Annotated in this window: 21 protein-coding genes; 5 read left to right on the top strand and 16 right to left on the bottom strand. The window is 66.6% G+C overall.

What is annotated here, in order from left to right; genetic code table 11:
- A partial coding sequence (locus tag C998_RS0113130) for an IS110 family transposase (protein WP_018870508.1) occupies positions 1 to 284 on the top strand: 284 nt, incomplete at its 5' end.
- 241 nt (positions 285 to 525) lie between these two features.
- Here the strand turns inward: C998_RS0113130 and C998_RS0113125 are convergent.
- Genes C998_RS0113125 through C998_RS14175 form a run of 6 tightly spaced genes read right to left on the bottom strand, consistent with a single transcriptional unit; the run spans position 526 to position 3,675 of the window.
- The gene (locus tag C998_RS0113125; RefSeq protein WP_018871339.1) at positions 526 to 1,848 is read right to left on the bottom strand and encodes a hypothetical protein; all 1,323 of its coding nucleotides are present in this window, start codon (positions 1,846 to 1,848) and stop codon (positions 526 to 528) included.
- The gene (locus C998_RS0113120) at positions 1,845 to 2,276 is read right to left on the bottom strand and encodes a hypothetical protein (RefSeq protein WP_026279632.1); all 432 of its coding nucleotides are present in this window, start codon (positions 2,274 to 2,276) and stop codon (positions 1,845 to 1,847) included. The genes C998_RS0113125 and C998_RS0113120 overlap by 4 nt, the downstream gene beginning before the upstream one ends.
- The gene (locus tag C998_RS15305) at positions 2,276 to 2,404 is read right to left on the bottom strand and encodes a hypothetical protein (protein WP_018871337.1); all 129 of its coding nucleotides are present in this window, start codon (positions 2,402 to 2,404) and stop codon (positions 2,276 to 2,278) included. The genes C998_RS0113120 and C998_RS15305 overlap by 1 nt, the downstream gene beginning before the upstream one ends.
- Positions 2,405 to 2,453: 49 nt before the next feature.
- Positions 2,454 to 2,969: a hypothetical protein gene (locus tag C998_RS0113110; RefSeq protein WP_018871336.1), complete on the bottom strand. Its 516-nt coding sequence runs from the start codon at positions 2,967 to 2,969 to the stop codon at positions 2,454 to 2,456.
- Positions 2,966 to 3,463, bottom strand: a complete 498-nt coding sequence (locus C998_RS0113105) for a toxin-antitoxin system HicB family antitoxin (protein ID WP_231365004.1) — start codon at positions 3,461 to 3,463, stop codon at positions 2,966 to 2,968. The genes C998_RS0113110 and C998_RS0113105 overlap by 4 nt, the downstream gene beginning before the upstream one ends.
- On the bottom strand, positions 3,460 to 3,675 hold the full coding sequence (locus tag C998_RS14175; protein ID WP_231365003.1) for a hypothetical protein: 216 nt from the start codon (positions 3,673 to 3,675) through the stop codon (positions 3,460 to 3,462). Before C998_RS14175 ends, C998_RS0113105 begins: the two co-directional genes overlap by 4 nt.
- A gap of 462 nt (positions 3,676 to 4,137) precedes the next feature.
- On the opposite strand from C998_RS14175, the gene C998_RS0113100 reads away from it, so the two are divergent.
- Positions 4,138 to 5,493 (top strand): MBL fold metallo-hydrolase RNA specificity domain-containing protein, encoded by a 1,356-nt coding sequence (locus C998_RS0113100; RefSeq protein WP_018871334.1) that lies wholly within the window; start codon positions 4,138 to 4,140, stop codon positions 5,491 to 5,493.
- A 31-nt stretch (positions 5,494 to 5,524) separates the two neighbouring features.
- Here the strand turns inward: C998_RS0113100 and C998_RS0113095 are convergent, their stop codons facing one another.
- From C998_RS0113095 to C998_RS0113050, 10 genes are all read right to left on the bottom strand, one after another.
- Positions 5,525 to 6,058 carry a hypothetical protein gene (locus C998_RS0113095; RefSeq protein WP_018871333.1) on the bottom strand — a complete coding sequence of 178 codons (534 nt, stop codon included), beginning with the start codon at positions 6,056 to 6,058 and terminating at the stop codon, positions 5,525 to 5,527.
- A 4-nt stretch (positions 6,059 to 6,062) separates the two neighbouring features.
- Complete coding sequence (locus C998_RS0113090; protein WP_018871332.1) at positions 6,063 to 7,112, bottom strand: ATP/GTP-binding protein; 1,050 nt, start codon at positions 7,110 to 7,112, stop codon at positions 6,063 to 6,065.
- Positions 7,113 to 7,384: 272 nt separating this feature from the next.
- Positions 7,385 to 7,870, bottom strand: coding sequence for a hypothetical protein (locus C998_RS0113085; protein WP_018871331.1), 486 nt, complete (start codon positions 7,868 to 7,870; stop codon positions 7,385 to 7,387).
- Positions 7,867 to 8,166, bottom strand: coding sequence for a nucleotidyltransferase domain-containing protein (locus C998_RS0113080; RefSeq protein ID WP_051076747.1), 300 nt, complete (start codon positions 8,164 to 8,166; stop codon positions 7,867 to 7,869). Before C998_RS0113080 ends, C998_RS0113085 begins: the two co-directional genes overlap by 4 nt.
- Before the next feature lie 95 nt (positions 8,167 to 8,261).
- Complete coding sequence (locus C998_RS0113075; RefSeq protein ID WP_018871329.1) at positions 8,262 to 9,269, bottom strand: NAD-dependent epimerase; 1,008 nt, start codon at positions 9,267 to 9,269, stop codon at positions 8,262 to 8,264.
- 493 nt (positions 9,270 to 9,762) lie between these two features.
- Positions 9,763 to 11,478: a bifunctional sulfate adenylyltransferase/adenylylsulfate kinase gene (locus C998_RS0113070; RefSeq protein WP_018871328.1), complete on the bottom strand. Its 1,716-nt coding sequence runs from the start codon at positions 11,476 to 11,478 to the stop codon at positions 9,763 to 9,765.
- Between the two features lie 93 nt (positions 11,479 to 11,571).
- Positions 11,572 to 12,561 carry a glycosyltransferase family 4 protein gene (locus tag C998_RS0113065; RefSeq protein ID WP_051076748.1) on the bottom strand — a complete coding sequence of 330 codons (990 nt, stop codon included), beginning with the start codon at positions 12,559 to 12,561 and terminating at the stop codon, positions 11,572 to 11,574.
- Positions 12,562 to 12,776: 215 nt separating this feature from the next.
- Positions 12,777 to 14,090, bottom strand: a complete 1,314-nt coding sequence (locus tag C998_RS0113060; protein WP_018871326.1) for a type II toxin-antitoxin system HipA family toxin — start codon at positions 14,088 to 14,090, stop codon at positions 12,777 to 12,779.
- On the bottom strand, positions 14,090 to 14,338 hold the full coding sequence (locus C998_RS0113055) for a helix-turn-helix domain-containing protein (protein WP_018871325.1): 249 nt from the start codon (positions 14,336 to 14,338) through the stop codon (positions 14,090 to 14,092). The genes C998_RS0113060 and C998_RS0113055 overlap by 1 nt, the downstream gene beginning before the upstream one ends.
- A gap of 249 nt (positions 14,339 to 14,587) precedes the next feature.
- A complete protein-coding gene (locus C998_RS0113050) occupies positions 14,588 to 15,538 on the bottom strand; it encodes an SDR family oxidoreductase (RefSeq protein WP_018871324.1) in 951 nt (316 codons plus the stop codon).
- A gap of 192 nt (positions 15,539 to 15,730) precedes the next feature.
- Here C998_RS0113050 and C998_RS0113045 point away from each other — a divergent pair, with 192 nt between their 5' ends.
- The 3 genes from C998_RS0113045 to C998_RS15400 all read left to right on the top strand — a co-directional run.
- A complete protein-coding gene (locus tag C998_RS0113045; RefSeq protein ID WP_018871323.1) occupies positions 15,731 to 15,973 on the top strand; it encodes a type II toxin-antitoxin system Phd/YefM family antitoxin in 243 nt (80 codons plus the stop codon).
- Positions 15,973 to 16,554: a PIN domain-containing protein gene (locus C998_RS14170; RefSeq protein ID WP_018871322.1), complete on the top strand. Its 582-nt coding sequence runs from the start codon at positions 15,973 to 15,975 to the stop codon at positions 16,552 to 16,554. Before C998_RS0113045 ends, C998_RS14170 begins: the two co-directional genes overlap by 1 nt.
- The coding region (locus C998_RS15400) for a transposase (RefSeq protein WP_038082115.1) at positions 16,479 to 16,688 on the top strand (210 nt) is incomplete at its 3' end. The genes C998_RS14170 and C998_RS15400, both read left to right, overlap by 76 nt.

Here is a 16,688-nt window from a genome sequence, read left to right as displayed (position 1 = left end):
CCTTCCTGGGCATGGATGTCCGGGTCCGGGACTCCGGCCAGAAGCGAGGCCGACGCCGGCTCACCAAGCAGGGAGACCCGGAGCTGCGACGCCTGCTCTACATGGCGGCCATGCAGGCCAAATCCAAACCCGCCTGGAGCGACTACTACCAGCGCTGTCTCGATCGGGGATTGGCCACGACGCAGGCCCTCAATGCCCTGGCTCGCAAACTCGCCCGCGTCGCCTTCGCCCTCATGAAAAACCAGACCGACTACCGACCCCCGAACCCTTGCACGCAGACATAGAATCTCCTACGCGGGGTTGTTCACCGCTTGAACGAACTGCGGATTGGGCCACGAATCGTGGGGCAAATCAAGCCCGCAGGGTCGCGGCCGAGGCCGCTCCTGCGGCGGCCTGCGCGGTCCGTGGGAGCCTGCTCGCAGGCGAACCGGAAGGGGCCAGTGCTTTGCGGTAGGTGTCGAGCATGGGGTGGCCTCAGGGGTTGGTGTGGTCCAGGGACTGTTCCCGCGGGGGACACCCCCTGGTTCACATTTCCAGTGTGTCTCGCGGCAGAATGTTGCGGTTGACGAGTGTGCTCTGGACGACCCGCGGGGATACATCGAAATATTCCGCCGCATCTTCGATGCGATCCTCGTTCGGCGCGTTGGTATCGCCCCCCGCATCCACTTCTTCCCGCAGGTCCAGAAATTCGCTCAATGCCTCGAAAGGACACAGCAGTTCCTGCGCGAAGGCGCGCTGGAATTTCTGCCGTCCCGTACGGGCATCGGTGGCGGTCGCCAGTATCCGCCCTTCGCCGGGTGCGTAGAAGGCGTCACCCATCAGGCGCCCGAGCGCGAAACGGCGTCCGTGCCGATGCCCCGTTCTGAACACCAGTCGGGCGCCCTCTTCTCCCTCGTTCAGGCTCGCGGTATAGGGCACGTTCTCGGGTGCCGCCGGCTCCAGCTGTTCGCGCGGGAGATCCACGATGGCGGCCAGCTGCGTGTTGTCCAGCGGGCCATCGCCCAGGCCCCAGGTTCGTCGTGCGGCCCGCGCGGTTTCGACCGCCCGTTGCCATGGAGGGGCGGCCCCTTCGCGGTTCATTCGATCAGCATCCGGGACCTGGTACCGAAGGCCACTGGCGTGAAGCGCCTCTTCCAGGGCCTGAATGTGGCCCAGTGTGTTGTGCCGCGAGGCCGCGGCCAATTCGCGGATGGCCGAGGCCCCAAGACGCTGTTCCAGTCGCAACAGTTCGTCCAGCATGGTCTCCGGGGCCGCGTCCGGGTCGAAGCCCGCCATGGCTTCCAGCCGACGCCGCTCGAAGGCCTCGTCACTCGAGCGCTCGGCCTGGACCGCACGCCAGAGATCTGCGAGCTCCGTGTCCGGCTGTTCACAGGCTTTCAGGCGCGCCAGAACGCCTTCCATGAAGCGATCGACCTCGGCCTCGAACGCTCCGGCGTCGAACTCGCCATGCCCTTGCGAGACGAACTGCACCGCGGAGGATTCCGAAGCATGCGGACCAGCCTCCATGAACATCCGCTCGCCGTCCCCATGGAAAGTGATGTTCGGCCAGACATAACCGGCACCGGCGGCCGCGATACTATGCGCCATCCGCCACTTCGGCCCCGCACGCGCAAGGCTGGCCGGTGCCGGTTCCCAGCGAAGACGCCACCAGTTTTCCGCCAGGAACAGAGCCAATGGGTAGGCGGCGGCAAAGAGGCCGTCGCGCTCCGTCTTTGCCGCCACGTCATAGAGGCGGGTCATGGCCTTGTCGTTGAGCCGGATGGTCAGCTCGGCAAAGGTCGCGGCCTCTTCGGGAGGCAATTCGGGATAGGCCAGCCACTCCCAGTCGAATCGCAGGACGTCGCTCATTCCGTTTGCCTCCGGGTCCATTCGCGGTTGACGACATCGGCCATGGGGTCGTCGGCCTCCAGTGGATAACCATGGTAGGTTCCGGCTGCGTCGTTGTCGCAACGCGCCTCGATGACGCGATCCTTGTGAACCATCCAGACATGGCGCGGGAAGCCGTCATCGGCATCATGACTCACCAGGCCCGCTTGCACCCCTTCTTGCAACAGCGCCTGCGCTTCGTCCCGCTGGTAGATGGAGACATCATCACACAGGCTCTTACCGGGGCGTGGCGCGGCAGGTGGCGTCAGTCCGAAATCACCGGGATTGCGCTTGTGCACGGGGCTGCCAACGTATTTGACGCACTGCGCGAGCTCCCTGCACCGATCGGAAAGCAGACCGGGGTGCAGGCGGCGCTTGGGGTTGCGTTTGGGCCGGAGGTTATTCTGCATTATTCAGCTGCACCGGAGTAGTTGACCAGCGCCGCCGGCATGAGGATGGCCATGCCCGGCACGAGGCCGCCGCGGCGTTTTTCCTTGCGGCTGAGCAGGGCCAGGGCTTTGCGGTAGGTGCTGAGCATGGGGTAACTGGGCAGCCTCAGGGTCGGGTGTTGGGTTCGGGATGCGGGGTTATTGGGTATCTGCCGGAACAGCAAACTGAACCGTCGGGATGACGACCCGCGGCAACTCCATGCGGGCGCATTGATTGCTTACAAATTCACGCCAGTATGGCCATACGTGGTAGCTGGCATTCCTCTGTGCAAAGGCTTCGAGCGCTTCCGGACCCGGGTCGGTATCGGTGTCGTATTCGGCAACAAATGTCGCCTCGATCTGCGCCAGCACACCATCGCTTTCTGCCTCACCGGCTTCGTGTTTCTCCCGGTCTTCGCCTTCCCGGGCGGGAGAAGCTGGCAACAAGCGCAGTCCCAGCCCGATGAACACCCGGAAGACGTAATACGATGTCTCTGCTTCGCGGACTTCCATGAGATAGCTGCGGTCCACATGGTGCTTGAACTGCGGCTGGTATGCCTCGACGGGTGAAAACCGCGGGTCATGATCTTCCGCCAGCCAGGCACTGGACTGGCGCACGCTTACCCCGTGGATTCGCAGGCAATCGATGGCTGCTTGGATCGGGGAATCCGTCATACAGCTGGCGCCATCCACTTATCGGCTTTGCTGGAGTCGCCCGCGCCGATGTCATGGATGATTTGCGGGCGAGCCGTTCCAGCCTTGCCGCCGGGCCGGGCAGTGGCGGGTTCTGCATGCCACTCGGCGGGAACCGTACGGGTGGGCGTCTGCACCCCGACGTAGTAGCTCAATACGGCGACGATCTGCTGGTTGAGGCTTACGCCTTCGTCTTCGGCCAGGGAGACCAGTGCGCGGTGCAGTGTTCTGGGCACGCGCAGTGTAATGCGCCCACTGAAGTCATCCGCAGGCGGCAAAGGCTGCGGCAGCGCGCGTCCGCTTTCCTTCAGCGCTGCCTCGGTGGTCTCGATGGTATCGATCGCGAGCTCGTAGGCCTCGTCGTGGGTGTCGGCGTATTCGACAACGTCCGGCAGCTCTCGTACCCGGGCCTCGAAGCAGGCTTCTCCCTCCTCGATGACCCGGCGTATCGTGATCCCGTAGTCCTGTGCGTTCATGACGTCTCTCCCTTCAGCCATTGGCTCAATTCCGGCTCCCGCTCCTCGAGCATCTTGCGGATGTTCCGGACATAAGCTGGCTTGATTTCAGGGTTTTTCCCGTGTCCGCATGTGTAGGAGGTCGAGTAGAAACTCGGCAGCCCGGCATGGGTGACCACCTTGTGGCCTGCTTTCTTCCCGTCGCGGACCTCGAAGCCCAGGGTTTCGAGCAACCGTCGCAATTCATCGCATCGCAGGGAACCGCCCGCACCCCGGAGCTGCTGCAGTACATCCTTTACGTTAGCAGACATCTGACACCATATACAGTGTCACCCCTATCTTGGGGTGGAGAAGCGGGAAACAGGCTGAGCCCGAAGTCCGCCGCGGCGTTTTTCCTTGCGGCTGAGCAGGGCCAGGGCTTTGCGGTAGGTGCTGAGCATGGGGTGGCCGGTTGGGTGAATTCCTGGTTGATTTGCCCGTCGTAGGAGGCCAGCCCTCTGGCCGATTGCCCTGCCGATCTGGTTCGCCGGTGGGGCAATCGGCCAGGACAATCGGCCAGGGGGCTGGCCTCCTACGGGGCGTGTTCAGCCCTTGAACGACATGCGGATTGGGCCACGAAAAATGGGGCGAATCAAGTGCGCCTTGGGCATGGTCCGATGTATCGTCGGGGTTCGCTTACTGTCAGGGAAGACGATATGGAGATCGTGCATCACGGGGGCGCCGAGGGCGTAACGGGCAGTTGCCATCGGCTGCGGCTGTCGGCGCGGGATTCGTTTCTGGTGGATTGCGGGCTGTTCCAGGGGCGCGACCATGGGCCGGGCGATACGCTGGAGCGCCATGCGATCGAGTTTCCGGTGGAGGATATCCGGGCGCTGGTGGTCACGCATGTGCATATCGACCACATCGGGCGGCTGCCGTATCTGCTGGCGGCGGGTTTTGACGGGCCGATCATCTGTTCGAAGCCCTCGGCCCGGCTGCTGCCGCTGATGCTGGAAGATGCGCTGCGGGTCGGCTTCACCCGCGACCGGCAGTTGATCGAGCCGGTGCTGGAGACCATCGACGAGCGGCTGGTGGCGCTGGATTACAACGCCTGGCATGCGCTGCCGGTGGAAGATGCCGCCCTCGCCCCGCGGGTGCGGCTGCAGCGTGCGGGGCATATCCTGGGTTCGGCCTATGTGGAGTTCGATTTCCGCGAGCCGGGGGAGCGGCGTTCGCGCCGGGTGGTGTTCTCCGGCGATCTGGGAGCGCCCGGGGCGCCGCTGCTGCCGGCGCCGAAGCCGCCCCGCCGGGCGGATACGCTGGTGCTGGAGAGCACCTATGGCGACCGCCTCCACGGCGACCGCCGCGAGCGCGCGGCGCGGCTGCGGGCGGCGGTGGAGCATGCCCATGCCAACGGCGGCACGGTGATCGTGCCTGCCTTCAGCATCGGCCGCACGCAGGAGCTGCTGTATGAGCTGGAGGGGCTGATCCATCGCGGCAACCGGCGCTGGCGCGACATGGAGGTGGTGCTGGATTCGCCGCTGGCCGCGCGCTTTACCGAGATCTACCGCGAGCTGAAGCCGTTCTGGGATGCCGAGGCGCACCAGCGCCTGCGCGCCGGGCGCCATCCGCTGGATTTCGAGAACCTCTACACGGTAGATGACCACGACACCCACCTGCAGACGGTGGACTACCTGGCCCGCTCCGGCCGCCCGGCGGTGGTGATCGCCGCCAGCGGGATGGCCGCCGGGGGCCGGGTGGTGAACTACCTCAAGGCGATGCTGGAGGACGAACGCCACCACGTGCTGTTCGTCGGCTACCAGGCGGAGGGCACGCCGGGCCGCGCCATCCAGGCCGCCGGCCGCGGCGGCCACGTGGAGCTGGACGGCGAGCGCTACGCCATCCGCGCGGGCGTGGACAGCATCAGCGGGTATTCCGCCCATGCGGACCAGGCCGACCTCCTGCGCTTCGTGCGCGGCATCCGCACCGGCCCGCAGGACATCCGCCTGGTCCACGGCGAACCCCACGCCCGGGAGGCCCTGTGGGAGCTTGCTTGCAAGCGAACAGGCTGACCCCGGAAGAGGGCAACGAAGCCGCTATGGCTCACGGGCTGGTCACCTGCCATGGATGTTCCGCATGGGTTGTGTCCATGCGCTCCACACGAGGCTGGGCGTCGATGAAGCGTAACCGCTGTTTAAGACCCAGTTTAAGGTTGGACGGGTTCAGTCTTCGGTGCCCCTTGCGCCCATGGGTCGGCTGTTCCAGGTGCAGCACGACCCGGAGCCGCCGCGCACTGACGCAGAAATGCGCCAGTCGGCGTTCTTCGGGTTCAATCGTGCCGTATGCGCTGTTCCCGCCGGCTCCGGCGGCCACAAGCCCCGCCAGGCTGTCCCGTACCTTGGCGGCCACCTCGTCCGGCAACTCGCTCGGCTTGGTCCGCGGGTGCTGACGGTAGTCCTTGACCTCGATGAGGTAGGTGGTTTTGTCCCACCGGGCCACAAAGTCGACTGCTTTCGCGCCGCCGCACGTGTTCTGAAAACCGCCGGTGAAGAACCGCCAGCCGTCGTACTGCCCTGCCTCCACACCGGCGTCAAAGTGGAAGGTGAGACCACCTTCGGTGAAGCGGCTTCCTGTCACGACTTCACTCCAGCTCCAGGTAATCGTCGGCCTGCTCAAGCTCCGCATCCAGCAGAGCGAGCGGGTGGATCTCCTCGAGGGTATCCGCCTGGCTCACCTCGACTCCCGCTTCTCCCTGCGAAAGGGCGAAATACCTCTGCCGCGCGGCCCCTTTGCCCCGTCGCTCGGCGGCGATATCGATCTCCCGCAACAGGAAAAGGCTGTGGGTTGCGAGCACCACCTGGATGCCCTGCTCCGCCACGCTGAGAATGGCCTCGGCCACCGCGCGGATCAGGCGCGGATTCAGGTTGCTCTCCGGCTCATCCCAATAGAGGTAACCCTGCTCCAGAAGTGATCCGGTCACGATGAGCTGGACGAGTGTCGCGATCTTGCGCCATCCTTCGGCGACCAGACCCATCTCCAGGTTGCCCCGGCCCGGCTGTCGCAGATAAAAACGCCCGTTTTCCAGGACCACACGCCCGCCCATCAACTCTTCAAGCGGCTTCAGTAATTCGCGCGCCCGCTCCTCGCGCGCACCCTTCAGTGTTGGAGCGCCCAGCAACACACAGGTGTCCCGCCAGGTTTCCTCGAACTCCAGGTAATGGTTTTCGTAGACCGAGACGAAGCCCGGATAGATGGTCAGCAGCTCGCGCGTGGGCAGGTAGACCGGTGGCTTGTCCAGCCAGGCGTCCGGCAGGCGCGTGACATTGACCTCGCTCTTGCTCTGGGTGTGGAAATCGAAGTCGATATTCCAGCGCTTGTCTTCGAAACGAGCACTGACATAACCCCGACTTTGTCCCTGCTGACGCCGGGCCAGCCGGCCGAGGCTGTCCGGTTTGAACACCCCGACAAGCTTGTCCGCCAACCGCGGCTGGAGGATGGCCTTGGTGGGTTCCCGCTCTTCTTCCCGACCCCGACCGCCTTCCGCAAGCACCGACTGGATGGAATACGCGAGCTTGAGCAGATGAGTTTTGCCCGTAGCGTTCTCCCCCACAATCACGTTCAGGCCGGGAGTAAACTCCAGATGGGCATCGCCGAAGGCCGTCACGTTTTGCAGGTCGAGTTGCTTGAGCATGGGCGTCTCGCAGCCTTTCGGCGTGTTTTCCGGATCCAGTCGTCGCAGACTAGCGTACGCAACTCGCAAATGGTGAGGAAGAGGCACCGTTCGCGGCCAAGGCCGCTCCTACGCGGCCCCACCCGCCTGTAGGAGCTTGCTTGCAAGCGAACAGCGTTGAACCCGGGACGAATGCCCGTCCGTTCGCGGCCGAGGCCGCTCCTACGGTGCTCCTACCCGCCTGTGGGAGCGTGCTTGCACGCGAACAGGCCGGTTCGCGGCCGAGGCCGCTCCTACGCGGCCGCCCAGCCGCGGGCGCGCATGTCGGCCAGGATGTTGTCCACCACGGCACTCAGGGTCGGCACAAACTCGTGGCCCGCCTGGAGCGCATCCGCCAGGGTGGTGGCGGCCTCGATGTATTCGTGCACCATTTGATTGCGCAGCTTGCGCATCGCGAGCCACTCATCACTGGAAGGGATCAGCCCGAGTTTTTCCGCCCGGTCGAGGTTGTCGATCGCCGCGCCAAGGCGTTCGCCGAGCGCCTCGAGGTACACGGGCAGCAGCTTGTCGCCCAGCGTATCCTGCAGACGTCCGAAGCGGCTCACGAAGGCTTCGACACGCTCGGCTTCGTCGACGTTGTCGGCCAGTGCACCCGCGCGGGCCGGGGTGAAAGGCTCGCTGAAGACGCGTTGATCGGTCGTCTCCAGATGCTGGCGTTCGCGCTGAACCACGCGACCGAGAAACCGGAGACGCTCGAGCTGTTCGGGGTCGATGTTCACAGAAGCTGTCCCTGCTGTTCGGCCATGCGGTGAACGGCGCTGCGGGGCAGATTCGGGGCAGACAGGACGACATCGACCGAGCGCCCGTCCAGCCGGCGGCTGAGCCGGGCCGAGAGACGCGCGGCAAGCACCGCGGGACGCTCGACCGGCTGTTCGAGCTCGACGAGCACGTCCACGTCCCCGCCACGTCGGGTATCGTCCAGCCGCGATCCAAACAGGCGAACGCGCGCGTCGGGCCCGCATTCGTGGCGCACGACGTCGCGGATCGCTCGTATATGTTGCGGACTCAGGCGCATGAGGCCGATTGTAGCAGGGGCTTCGCGGCCGAGGCCGCTCCTACGCGGCTCCCCACCCGCCCATGGGAGCGTGCTTGCACGCGAACGGCGGCGGGTCAGACCTGGTAGTAGTCGCGGTACCAGGCGACGAAGCTGGCCACGCCTTCTTCCACGCTGGTGGTGGGTTCGTAGCCGGTATCGGCGCGCAGGTCCTCGACGTCGGCGTAGGTGTCGGGGACGTCGCCGGGCTGCAGGGGCAGGAGGTTCTTTTCGGCCTTCTTGCCGAGGTTGTCTTCCAGCACCTCGATGTAGTGCATCAGCTCCACCGGGCGGTGTGCGCCGATGTTGTACAGCCGGTAGGGGGCGGCGCTGGTGGCGGAGTCGGGCTGCGCGCCGCTCCACTCGGGGTTGGGCTGGGCCGGGCGGTCCAGGGTGCGGATCACGCCTTCGACGATGTCGTCGATGTAGGTGAAGTCGCGCCGGTGGTTGCCGTAGTTGAAGACGTCGATCGGCTCGCCGGCGAGGATCTTGCGGGTGAACATGAACAGCGCCATGTCCGGCCGGCCCCAGGGGCCGTATACGGTAAAGAACCGCAGGCCGGTGGTGGGCAGCTGGTACAGGTGGCTGTAGGTGTGCGCCATCAGCTCGTTGGCCTTCTTGCTCGCGGCGTAGAGGCTGAGCGGGTGGTCGACGTTGTGGTGGACGGAGAACGGCATCTCCTCGTTGGCGCCGTAGACCGAGCTGGAGCTGGCGTAGACCAGGTGCTCCACGCCGTTGTGGCGGCAGCCCTCCAGGATGTTGCCGAAGCCGACCAGGTTGGTGTCGATGTAGGCGGCCGGGTTCTCCAGCGAGTAGCGCACGCCGGCCTGGGCCGCCAGGTTGACCACGCGCTGCGGCTGGTGCTCGCGGAACACCCGCTGCATCGCCTCGCGGTCGGCGATGTCCACGCGTTCCTCGGTGAAGCGCTCGTGGTCCTGGATGCGGGCCAGGCGCGCCTTCTTGAGCGAGACGTCGTAGTAGTCGTTCAGGTTGTCGACGCCGATGACCTCGTCGCCGCGCTCCAGCAGGCGCAGGGCCAGGGCATTGCCGATGAACCCGGCCGTTCCAGTAATCAGAATCTTCATGACGTGTCCTTGTTCGCCTGTTGTTCGGTTATCGCGCGCCCCGGTGGGGGCGCCGGGCCCCGGCGGGTTGGCGAGGCCCCGATCGGCCAGGGGGCTGGCCTCCTACCGGTGCGCCGGCGCCCCCCGGCCCGTAGGAGGCCGGCCCTCCGGCCGATTCACCCCCGGTGGGTTGGCCAGGCCCGATCGGCCAGGGGGCTGGCCTCCTACCGGTGCCGCCCGGTGGGTTGGCGATGCCCCGATCGGCCAGGGGGCTGGCCTCCTACGGGGTATCCCGGCGGCCCCGGCCCGTAGGAGGCCGGCCCTCCGGCCGATCCGCCCCGGCGGGTTGGCGAGGCCCGATCGGCCAGGGGGCTGGCCTCCTACGGGGTATCCCGGCGGCCCCGGCCCGTAGGAGGCCGGCTCTCCGGCAGATTCACCCCCGGTGGGTTGGCCAGGCCCGATCGGCCAGGGGGCTGGCCTCCTACCGGTGCCGCCCGGCGTGGCGGCGGGCCTCCTACGGGTTGCGGATGAACCCCATGCCTTCCAGCTTGAGGAGGATCCGGTGGGCCGCCTCGTCCGGGGTCATCTCGCGGGTGTCGATGCGCAGCTCCGGGTGTTCCGGTTCTTCGTACGGGTCGTCGATGCCGGTGAATTCCTTGATCAGGCCGGCGCGCGCCCTGGCGTACAGGCCCTTGCGGTCGCGCTGCTCGCAGGTCTCCAGCGGGGTCGCCACGTGGATCTCCAGGAACCCGCCCGCGTCCTCCACGCGCTCGCGCACGCGCCGGCGCATGTCGGTGTACGGGGCGATGGGCGCGCAGATGGCCACGCCGCCGTTCTTGGTGATCTCGCTGGCCACAAAGCCGATGCGCTGCACGTTGATGTCGCGGTGCTCGCGCGAAAAGCCCAGCTCGCTGGAGAGCTCCTTGCGCACGATGTCGCCGTCCAGCAGCGTGACGGCGCGCCCGCCCAGTTCCATCAGCTTGACCCGCAGGGCGTTGGCGATGGTCGACTTGCCCGAACCCGACAGCCCGGTGAAGAACACCGTGAAGCCCTGCTGATGGCGCGGCGGGAAGCTGCGGCGCAGCTCGGCCACCACCTCCGGGTAGGAGAACCACTCGGGGATGTCCAGCCCCTCGCGCAGGCGGCGGCGGAACTCGGTGCCGGAGAGGTTGAGCACCTCCTCGTCCTCGCGCACCTCGTCGGCCGGCACGTACTCGGCGCGGTCCTCGACGAAGCTCATGGCCTGGAACGGCACCATCTCGATGCCGATCTCGTCGGCGTGCTGCTGGATCAGTTCCTGGGCGTCGTACGGGCCGTAGAAGTCCTCGCCGTCGGAACCGGGCCCGGGGCCGGCGTGGTCGCGGCCGACGATGAAGTGGGTGCAGCCGTAGTTGCGGCGGATGATGGCGTGCCACAGCGCCTCGCGCGGGCCGCCCATGCGCATCGCCAGCGGCAGCAGGCTGAGCTGGGTGGTCTGCTCCGGAGCCTGACGCAGCACGTGCTCGTAGCAGCGCACGCGCACGTAGTGGTCGACGTCGCCGGGCCGGGTCATGCCCACCACCGGGTGGATCAGCAGGTTGGCCTCGGTCTGGCGGGCGGCCAGCCGGGTCAGCTCCACGTGGGCGCGGTGCATCGGGTTGCGGGTCTGGAAGGCGACGATGCGGTTCCAGCCCAGCTTGCGGAAGTACTCACGCAGCTCGGCCGGGCTGTAGCGGTAGTTACGGAAGTCGTAGTGCACCGGGGACTCGACCCCGTGCAGCGTGCCGCCCAGGTACACTGACCCGGCACGGTTCATCAGGTAGTTGACCGCCGGATGCGCGACGTCGGTGGTGGAGAACACCTGCTGCGCCTCGCGCGCCTTGTCCGGCGTCCAGCGGTCCTCCACGTCCATCACGGCGATCAGCACGCCCTCGGCATCGCGCAGCGCGATTCGGGTGCCCGGCGCCGCCTGCTCGGCGAACGCCTCGCTCACGTCCAGGGTGATGGGCATCGGCCAGAGCTGGCCGTCCGCCAGGCGCATGTTGTCCAGCACGCCGTCGTAGTCGGCCTGCCGCATGAAGCCCGTCAGCGGCGAGAAACCGCCGTTCAGCAGCAGCTCCACATCGCAGATCTGACGCTCGGTCAGATCCCAGCTCGGCATCTCCTGCGCCTGCTCCTTGAGCTCGCGCGCGGTGGATTCGTCAACGTAGCGGTCGCAAAGCGTCCCGCCGTAGGGGGTGATCAGATCCATGACAGCGTTGTTTCCCGTTGGCCATTAATGGGGTCATCGAATCCGCGAATGGTACCGATTCCGTCCCCGCGCGTCTCGGGGCCCGGGCCGGGACTAATCCGGCTGCTCCGGCTCCCCCGCCCGGAACCACACCGCACCCGCAAGCAGGGGTACGCTGCCAATCAGCGCCCCCAGTGCACCATCCAGATGCCCCTGCGACACCAGTGCCGCCACCGGCAGCAACCAGAGCAGGTTGATGAGCCCCACGCCCAGCGACACCGGCGCGTGCGAACCGGCCAACCGGGCCGCGTGCTGATACGCATGGGCCCGGTGCGCCACATGCACCCGTTCCCCGCGCATTCCCCGGCGCACCAGGGTGTACGTTGCATCCACCACGAACAGCGCCAGCATCACCAGCCACACCCAGAAGAACTCCGGCGCCACCCACGCCGCCTGGATCGACAGCAGCCCGAGCGTAATCCCCAGGAACCCGGCACCGCCATCGCCCATGAAGATCCGCGCCCGCGGGAAGTTCCACGGCAGAAAACCCAGCGTGGCCGCCACCAGCAGCGCCGGCAGCAGCCAGTCGGCGCCCGGCAGCAGCCAGGCCATCAGCACCGCCACGCCCAGCCCCGCGGTGACCGCCTCGATCCCCGCAATGCCGTCGATGCCATCCATGAAGTTGTACAGGTTCAGCAGCCACACCAGATACACCAGCGCGAGCGCATGGCCGAACCAGCCGAGATCCAGCACCACCCCGAACACCGGCAGCGGCGGCAGTCCGCCCAGCCACGCCAGTCCCCAGCCGGCCGCCACAAAATGTGCCAGCAGGCGCCACAGCGGCGGTACCTCGCCCCGGTCGTCCCACCAGCCCACGAGCGCCACCAGCAGCCCGGCACCCCCCAGCGCCAGCATGACCCCGGGCGCCACCGCACCGGCCGCGCCCAGCATCGCCAGCCCCGCCACAACCACCAGCGCAATCGCCAGCCCGCCGCCCCGCGGCGTCGGCACCTCGTGCGAGCTGCGCGCGTTCGGCACATCCATCATCGCCCGCGCCAGCGCATAGCGACGCAGCAGCCCCGTCAGGCCCGCCACCATCACCATCGCCACCAGCAATCCCAAAAACGCCAACACAATCTCCCTCCTGTAGGAGGCCAGCCCCCTGGCCGATCACCCACGCATTCAGGACGACCAGCTTCCGGTCAGCCGGGGCCGCCCGTAGGAGGCCAGCCCCCTGGCCGATCACCCACGCCAGCCCAACGCCCCCATGGCCCAGAGGCTGGCCTCCTACACCCAGCGCCGCTCCTGCGCGCCTGGCCTCAAAGAACCCGCTCCAGCGACTGAATACCCGCTTCCACCGAGCACCGCACAGCGTCATGGATAGCAACCGGGAAACCCGCCGGCAATTCCTGTTCCATCTGATCCAGTGCGGATGGGGCCTGCAGAACCACGGATGCCAGGACCTCGTGCACCATCGCCGCAGGCAGACGGGCCGAAGCGCCCGTCTCCAGAAAATGGCGACCCTGGATGCCATCCACCCGATAGTGGTTGCGGTGCCCGACAGCAAGTGCCAACCGAACCTGCTTGCGTTCGACCTGCCGGCTGGCCACGCTGGGCAATATCGTCAACACGTCATACAGCGGCGTGAGCCGGTACCCGCCGCCCGGCTGCAGGAACACGCTGAAATTCTTGGCGTGCCCATCCGTGGCGCCGATCAGCCAGAACAGGACTTGCGCCTTCAGCACCGTCGCCTGGTCCGCCCCCGGCGTATCACTGCCCCGCAACAGCCCCAGCACATCCACCAGCCCGGGGCCACCTTCGCTCTGATACTTGCGGCTCGGCGGCACGCCCAGTGCCTGGCAGCAGTCCTCCTGCGGCAAGCGCAGCAGCCGCCCATCGCGCGCCCAGTGGCGATCAAACCGCTCCACCACCAGCGCCCGCGCGCCCCCAAAGCGCCCGATCTCCGCACGCGCCACCGGCATACCGAACGCCGCCAGCAATCGCAGGCAGTAAAACTCGTTCTCCACACTATCCGACAGATCCAGCCCATTGGGTAACTGCCCGATCGCGGGCTTCAGGATATGCGTAGTCGGCGTCGAGCCATGCGGCTTGAGCCAGCGACCCTCATGCCACAGCAGTGCCGTCTTCTCCTGGGCACCAGCAATCGAAATGCGGAAAGCCTCGTCGTCGCCCAGACCCAGCGGCGCCTGTGCCAAACCGCCCAGCAGCTGTTCGATGTCCGTATCATCGACCGGCTCCCCCCGAATCCCTCCAGCGGGCCCGGATTCCTGCGCATCCGACAGCGAAAACTGCAACGCCCCCACACAGTCATGCCCGATCGCCGCCAGCAGGCTGTAGGCATCCGTCCCAGCCGCGCCCACGCGTTGCGCCACACGCCGCCGCAGGGCATCCGCATCCGGCAACAGGTTCTCGAACACCGCGGCCACGGGCTCGCCGTGGTAGGCATCTTCCCGCAACGGAAGCGAGAGTGAGACGGGCAGCGCGTGCTCCCAGCCCAGCCAGCTGGCGTCATACCGAAAGCGGATCGCCCCGGCCGCCGACTTCTCCAAAAACCCCACCAGGCGACCATTCAGCAAGACACGCAGCGGCGGATGGCGTCGCGTGCGCGGCATCAGAAGATTTCTTCAATGGACGCAGTCGACCGCGCACGGGGAGCAACCTGAAACTCCAGATCCAGCGCCGCCAGAACCGCTAGCAAGGTCTCCAACCGGGTGGCCGGGTTCCCGTTCTCGATCAGGGAGATCGTCTCCTGGCGCAAGCCCGATTTCTCACCAAGAGCGGCCTGCGTAAGGCCCTGCTTTCGCCGGACCCGGCGCACAATCGTCCCAATCTGCTTGGGTGTTCGCGCAAGCAATGTCATAACGCCCGATTATGCGCCCAACCCGATAAACAATCAATATCGGAATCAACCCATAAACCAAGCAGCCCGCCGCCCCCTGGCCGATCACCCACGCAAAACAACACCCCCCTGTAGGAGGCCAGCCTCTGGCCGATTGCGCCTGTCCAACATCCAATCGGCCAGAGGGCTGGCCTCCTACAACCAATGCTACCCCCCCGTGGGAGCGGCCTCGGCCGCGAAGCCCCCGCCAAAGCCCGAAAACCACCAATCCTAACGACGCAACGACACAACCGCCCGCCGCAACCCCTCATCCAGCGACACCGGCGGCTCCCACCCCAGCGTCTCCCGCGTATGCGAAATATCCACCTGCAGCGAATCCAGCAGCCGCCGCGCCATCTCCCGCCGGCCCAGAGCCACCGCCCCCGCCCGCAACACCCACACCGGCACGGGCAACAGACGCGCCGGCCGGTCCAGAGCATCCCCCACCCGGCGCAACAGCCCCGCCGTGGACACATCCTCGCCGTCCGCCACCAGGAACGTCTCCCCCGCCGCCGCGGGATGATCCAGACAGGTCACCAGCAGGTCCACCAGGTTATCCAGCGCCACCAGCGAACGCCGGTTCCGCGTAACCGCACCCAGCGGTAATGGCACGCCCCGCTGCACCCAGCGCAGCAAACGGCCGAAGTTGCCCGGCGCCCCCGGCCCGTACACCAGCGGCGGCCGAATCACCACCACCTCCATTCCTGTCTCTGCCGCCAGCTCCCAGAGTCCCTGCTCCGCCTCGTACTTCGACACCGCATACGGCTCCTGCGGCGCCGGGACGTCCCGTTCCGTGAAAGCTCGCGCGGAGGTCACGTTCCCGTTCACCCCCACCGAACTCACGAACACGAACCGCCGCACCCCGGCCTCCGCCGCCTGGCGCGCCAGGTTCAACGTTCCTTCCACGTTCACCTGCCGGAACACCCCGAGCGGATCCGCCTCCGGCTCATCCAGCACATGCGCCCGCCCCGCCAGGTGCACCACCGCATCCAGTCCCTCGGGCAGCGCGACCCCGGCCCCGAACTCTTCGAGCGGCCCCAGCGCGCATTCCTCCCGGAACACCCCGGCCGCACGCCGAACCCCGGCCACCGGCGCCCGCCCCGAGCCCTCCCCGGCCAGCCGCGCCATCACGGCCCGCCCCACAAACCCCGACGCCCCCGTCACCAGCACACGCCCGTTCATCTCTCAGCCCCCATCACCAGCGCACGGCCCGTTGCCTCTCAGTCCCCATCACCAGCCCACTGTGGGAGCGGGCTCGCCCGCGAATGGATCGGGCGGTCGAGGTACAGTCACTTGTGGCCGGATGATGAGCAGTTTACGTGGCCATCAACCCCCCTGTACAGTACGTACAGGAACATGACAAGGAGGCCCCACATGCAAAAGATCGGATCCGAAGCCGCCCGGCGCCAATTGCCGAACCTGCTGGACCGGGCACACAGTGGCGAGCCCGCCATTATCATGAAGCGGGGCAAGCCCTACGCCATCCTCGCAGCCCCGGACCAGTGCAAAATCCCGTCAAGTCAGGCCGGCCTCCTCGCTTTGCGCGGATCCGGCGCAGGGCTCTGGGGAACAGAACCCGCGAAGACCGTGGCCGACCTGCGGGAAGAGTGGGACTGATGGTGGACGTCGCCGAGCTTCCCGAGGGCTCGTGGATCACCGTCGATACCGCCCCCATCATTTACCTGATGGAGGATCACCCCACTCTCCTTGAGCCTTACCTCCCGGTTTTCGAGCGAATCGAGGCAGGAACCCTCCATGGGGTCGTATCAACCGTAACACTGGCGGAGTTTCTGGCCGGCCCCCTGCGCAACAACGACGAAATCCTTGCAGACCGCTACTACCAGACCCTGGCAAACAGCAACAACTGGCACATTCAGGAACTTGACGCCCCTTTATCCTTCACGGCCGCCCGCATCCGCACCCGGTACGAACTCAAGCTACCGGACGCCATTCAGGTGGCCACCGCCATCCACAGCAATTCATCAGCGCTCATCACCCATGATCGGGACTTTAACAGCGTCACGGAGATCCCCATCCTGAGCAGTGCCACCTTGAGCTGGCCTAATTTTCGTGGACACCTCGTTAGGTGGGACGATAACCCCCTGTTACGAGGAGAACAGCCATGGCACGCAAACGCCGGAGCTTTTCAGGCGAATACAAGGAACGCATCGCCCGCATGGTGGTCGATGACGGTCTGACGGTGCCGGCCGTCTGCCAGGATCAGGATCTTGGCGAGACGGCCGTGCGCCGCTGGGTGGATCAACTCAAGGCGGAACGCGCGGGACAGCCGGGCGAAGGGCAACCGCTGACGGCGGAACAGCAGCGAATCCGG

Source organism: Thioalkalivibrio sp. ALgr3 (genome assembly GCF_000377325.1).
In the GTDB taxonomy this organism is placed as follows: domain Bacteria; phylum Pseudomonadota; class Gammaproteobacteria; order Ectothiorhodospirales; family Ectothiorhodospiraceae; genus Thioalkalivibrio.
The sequence above is the reverse complement of the archived record's forward strand: the minus strand, read 5'-3'. Positions and strand labels throughout refer to the sequence as shown.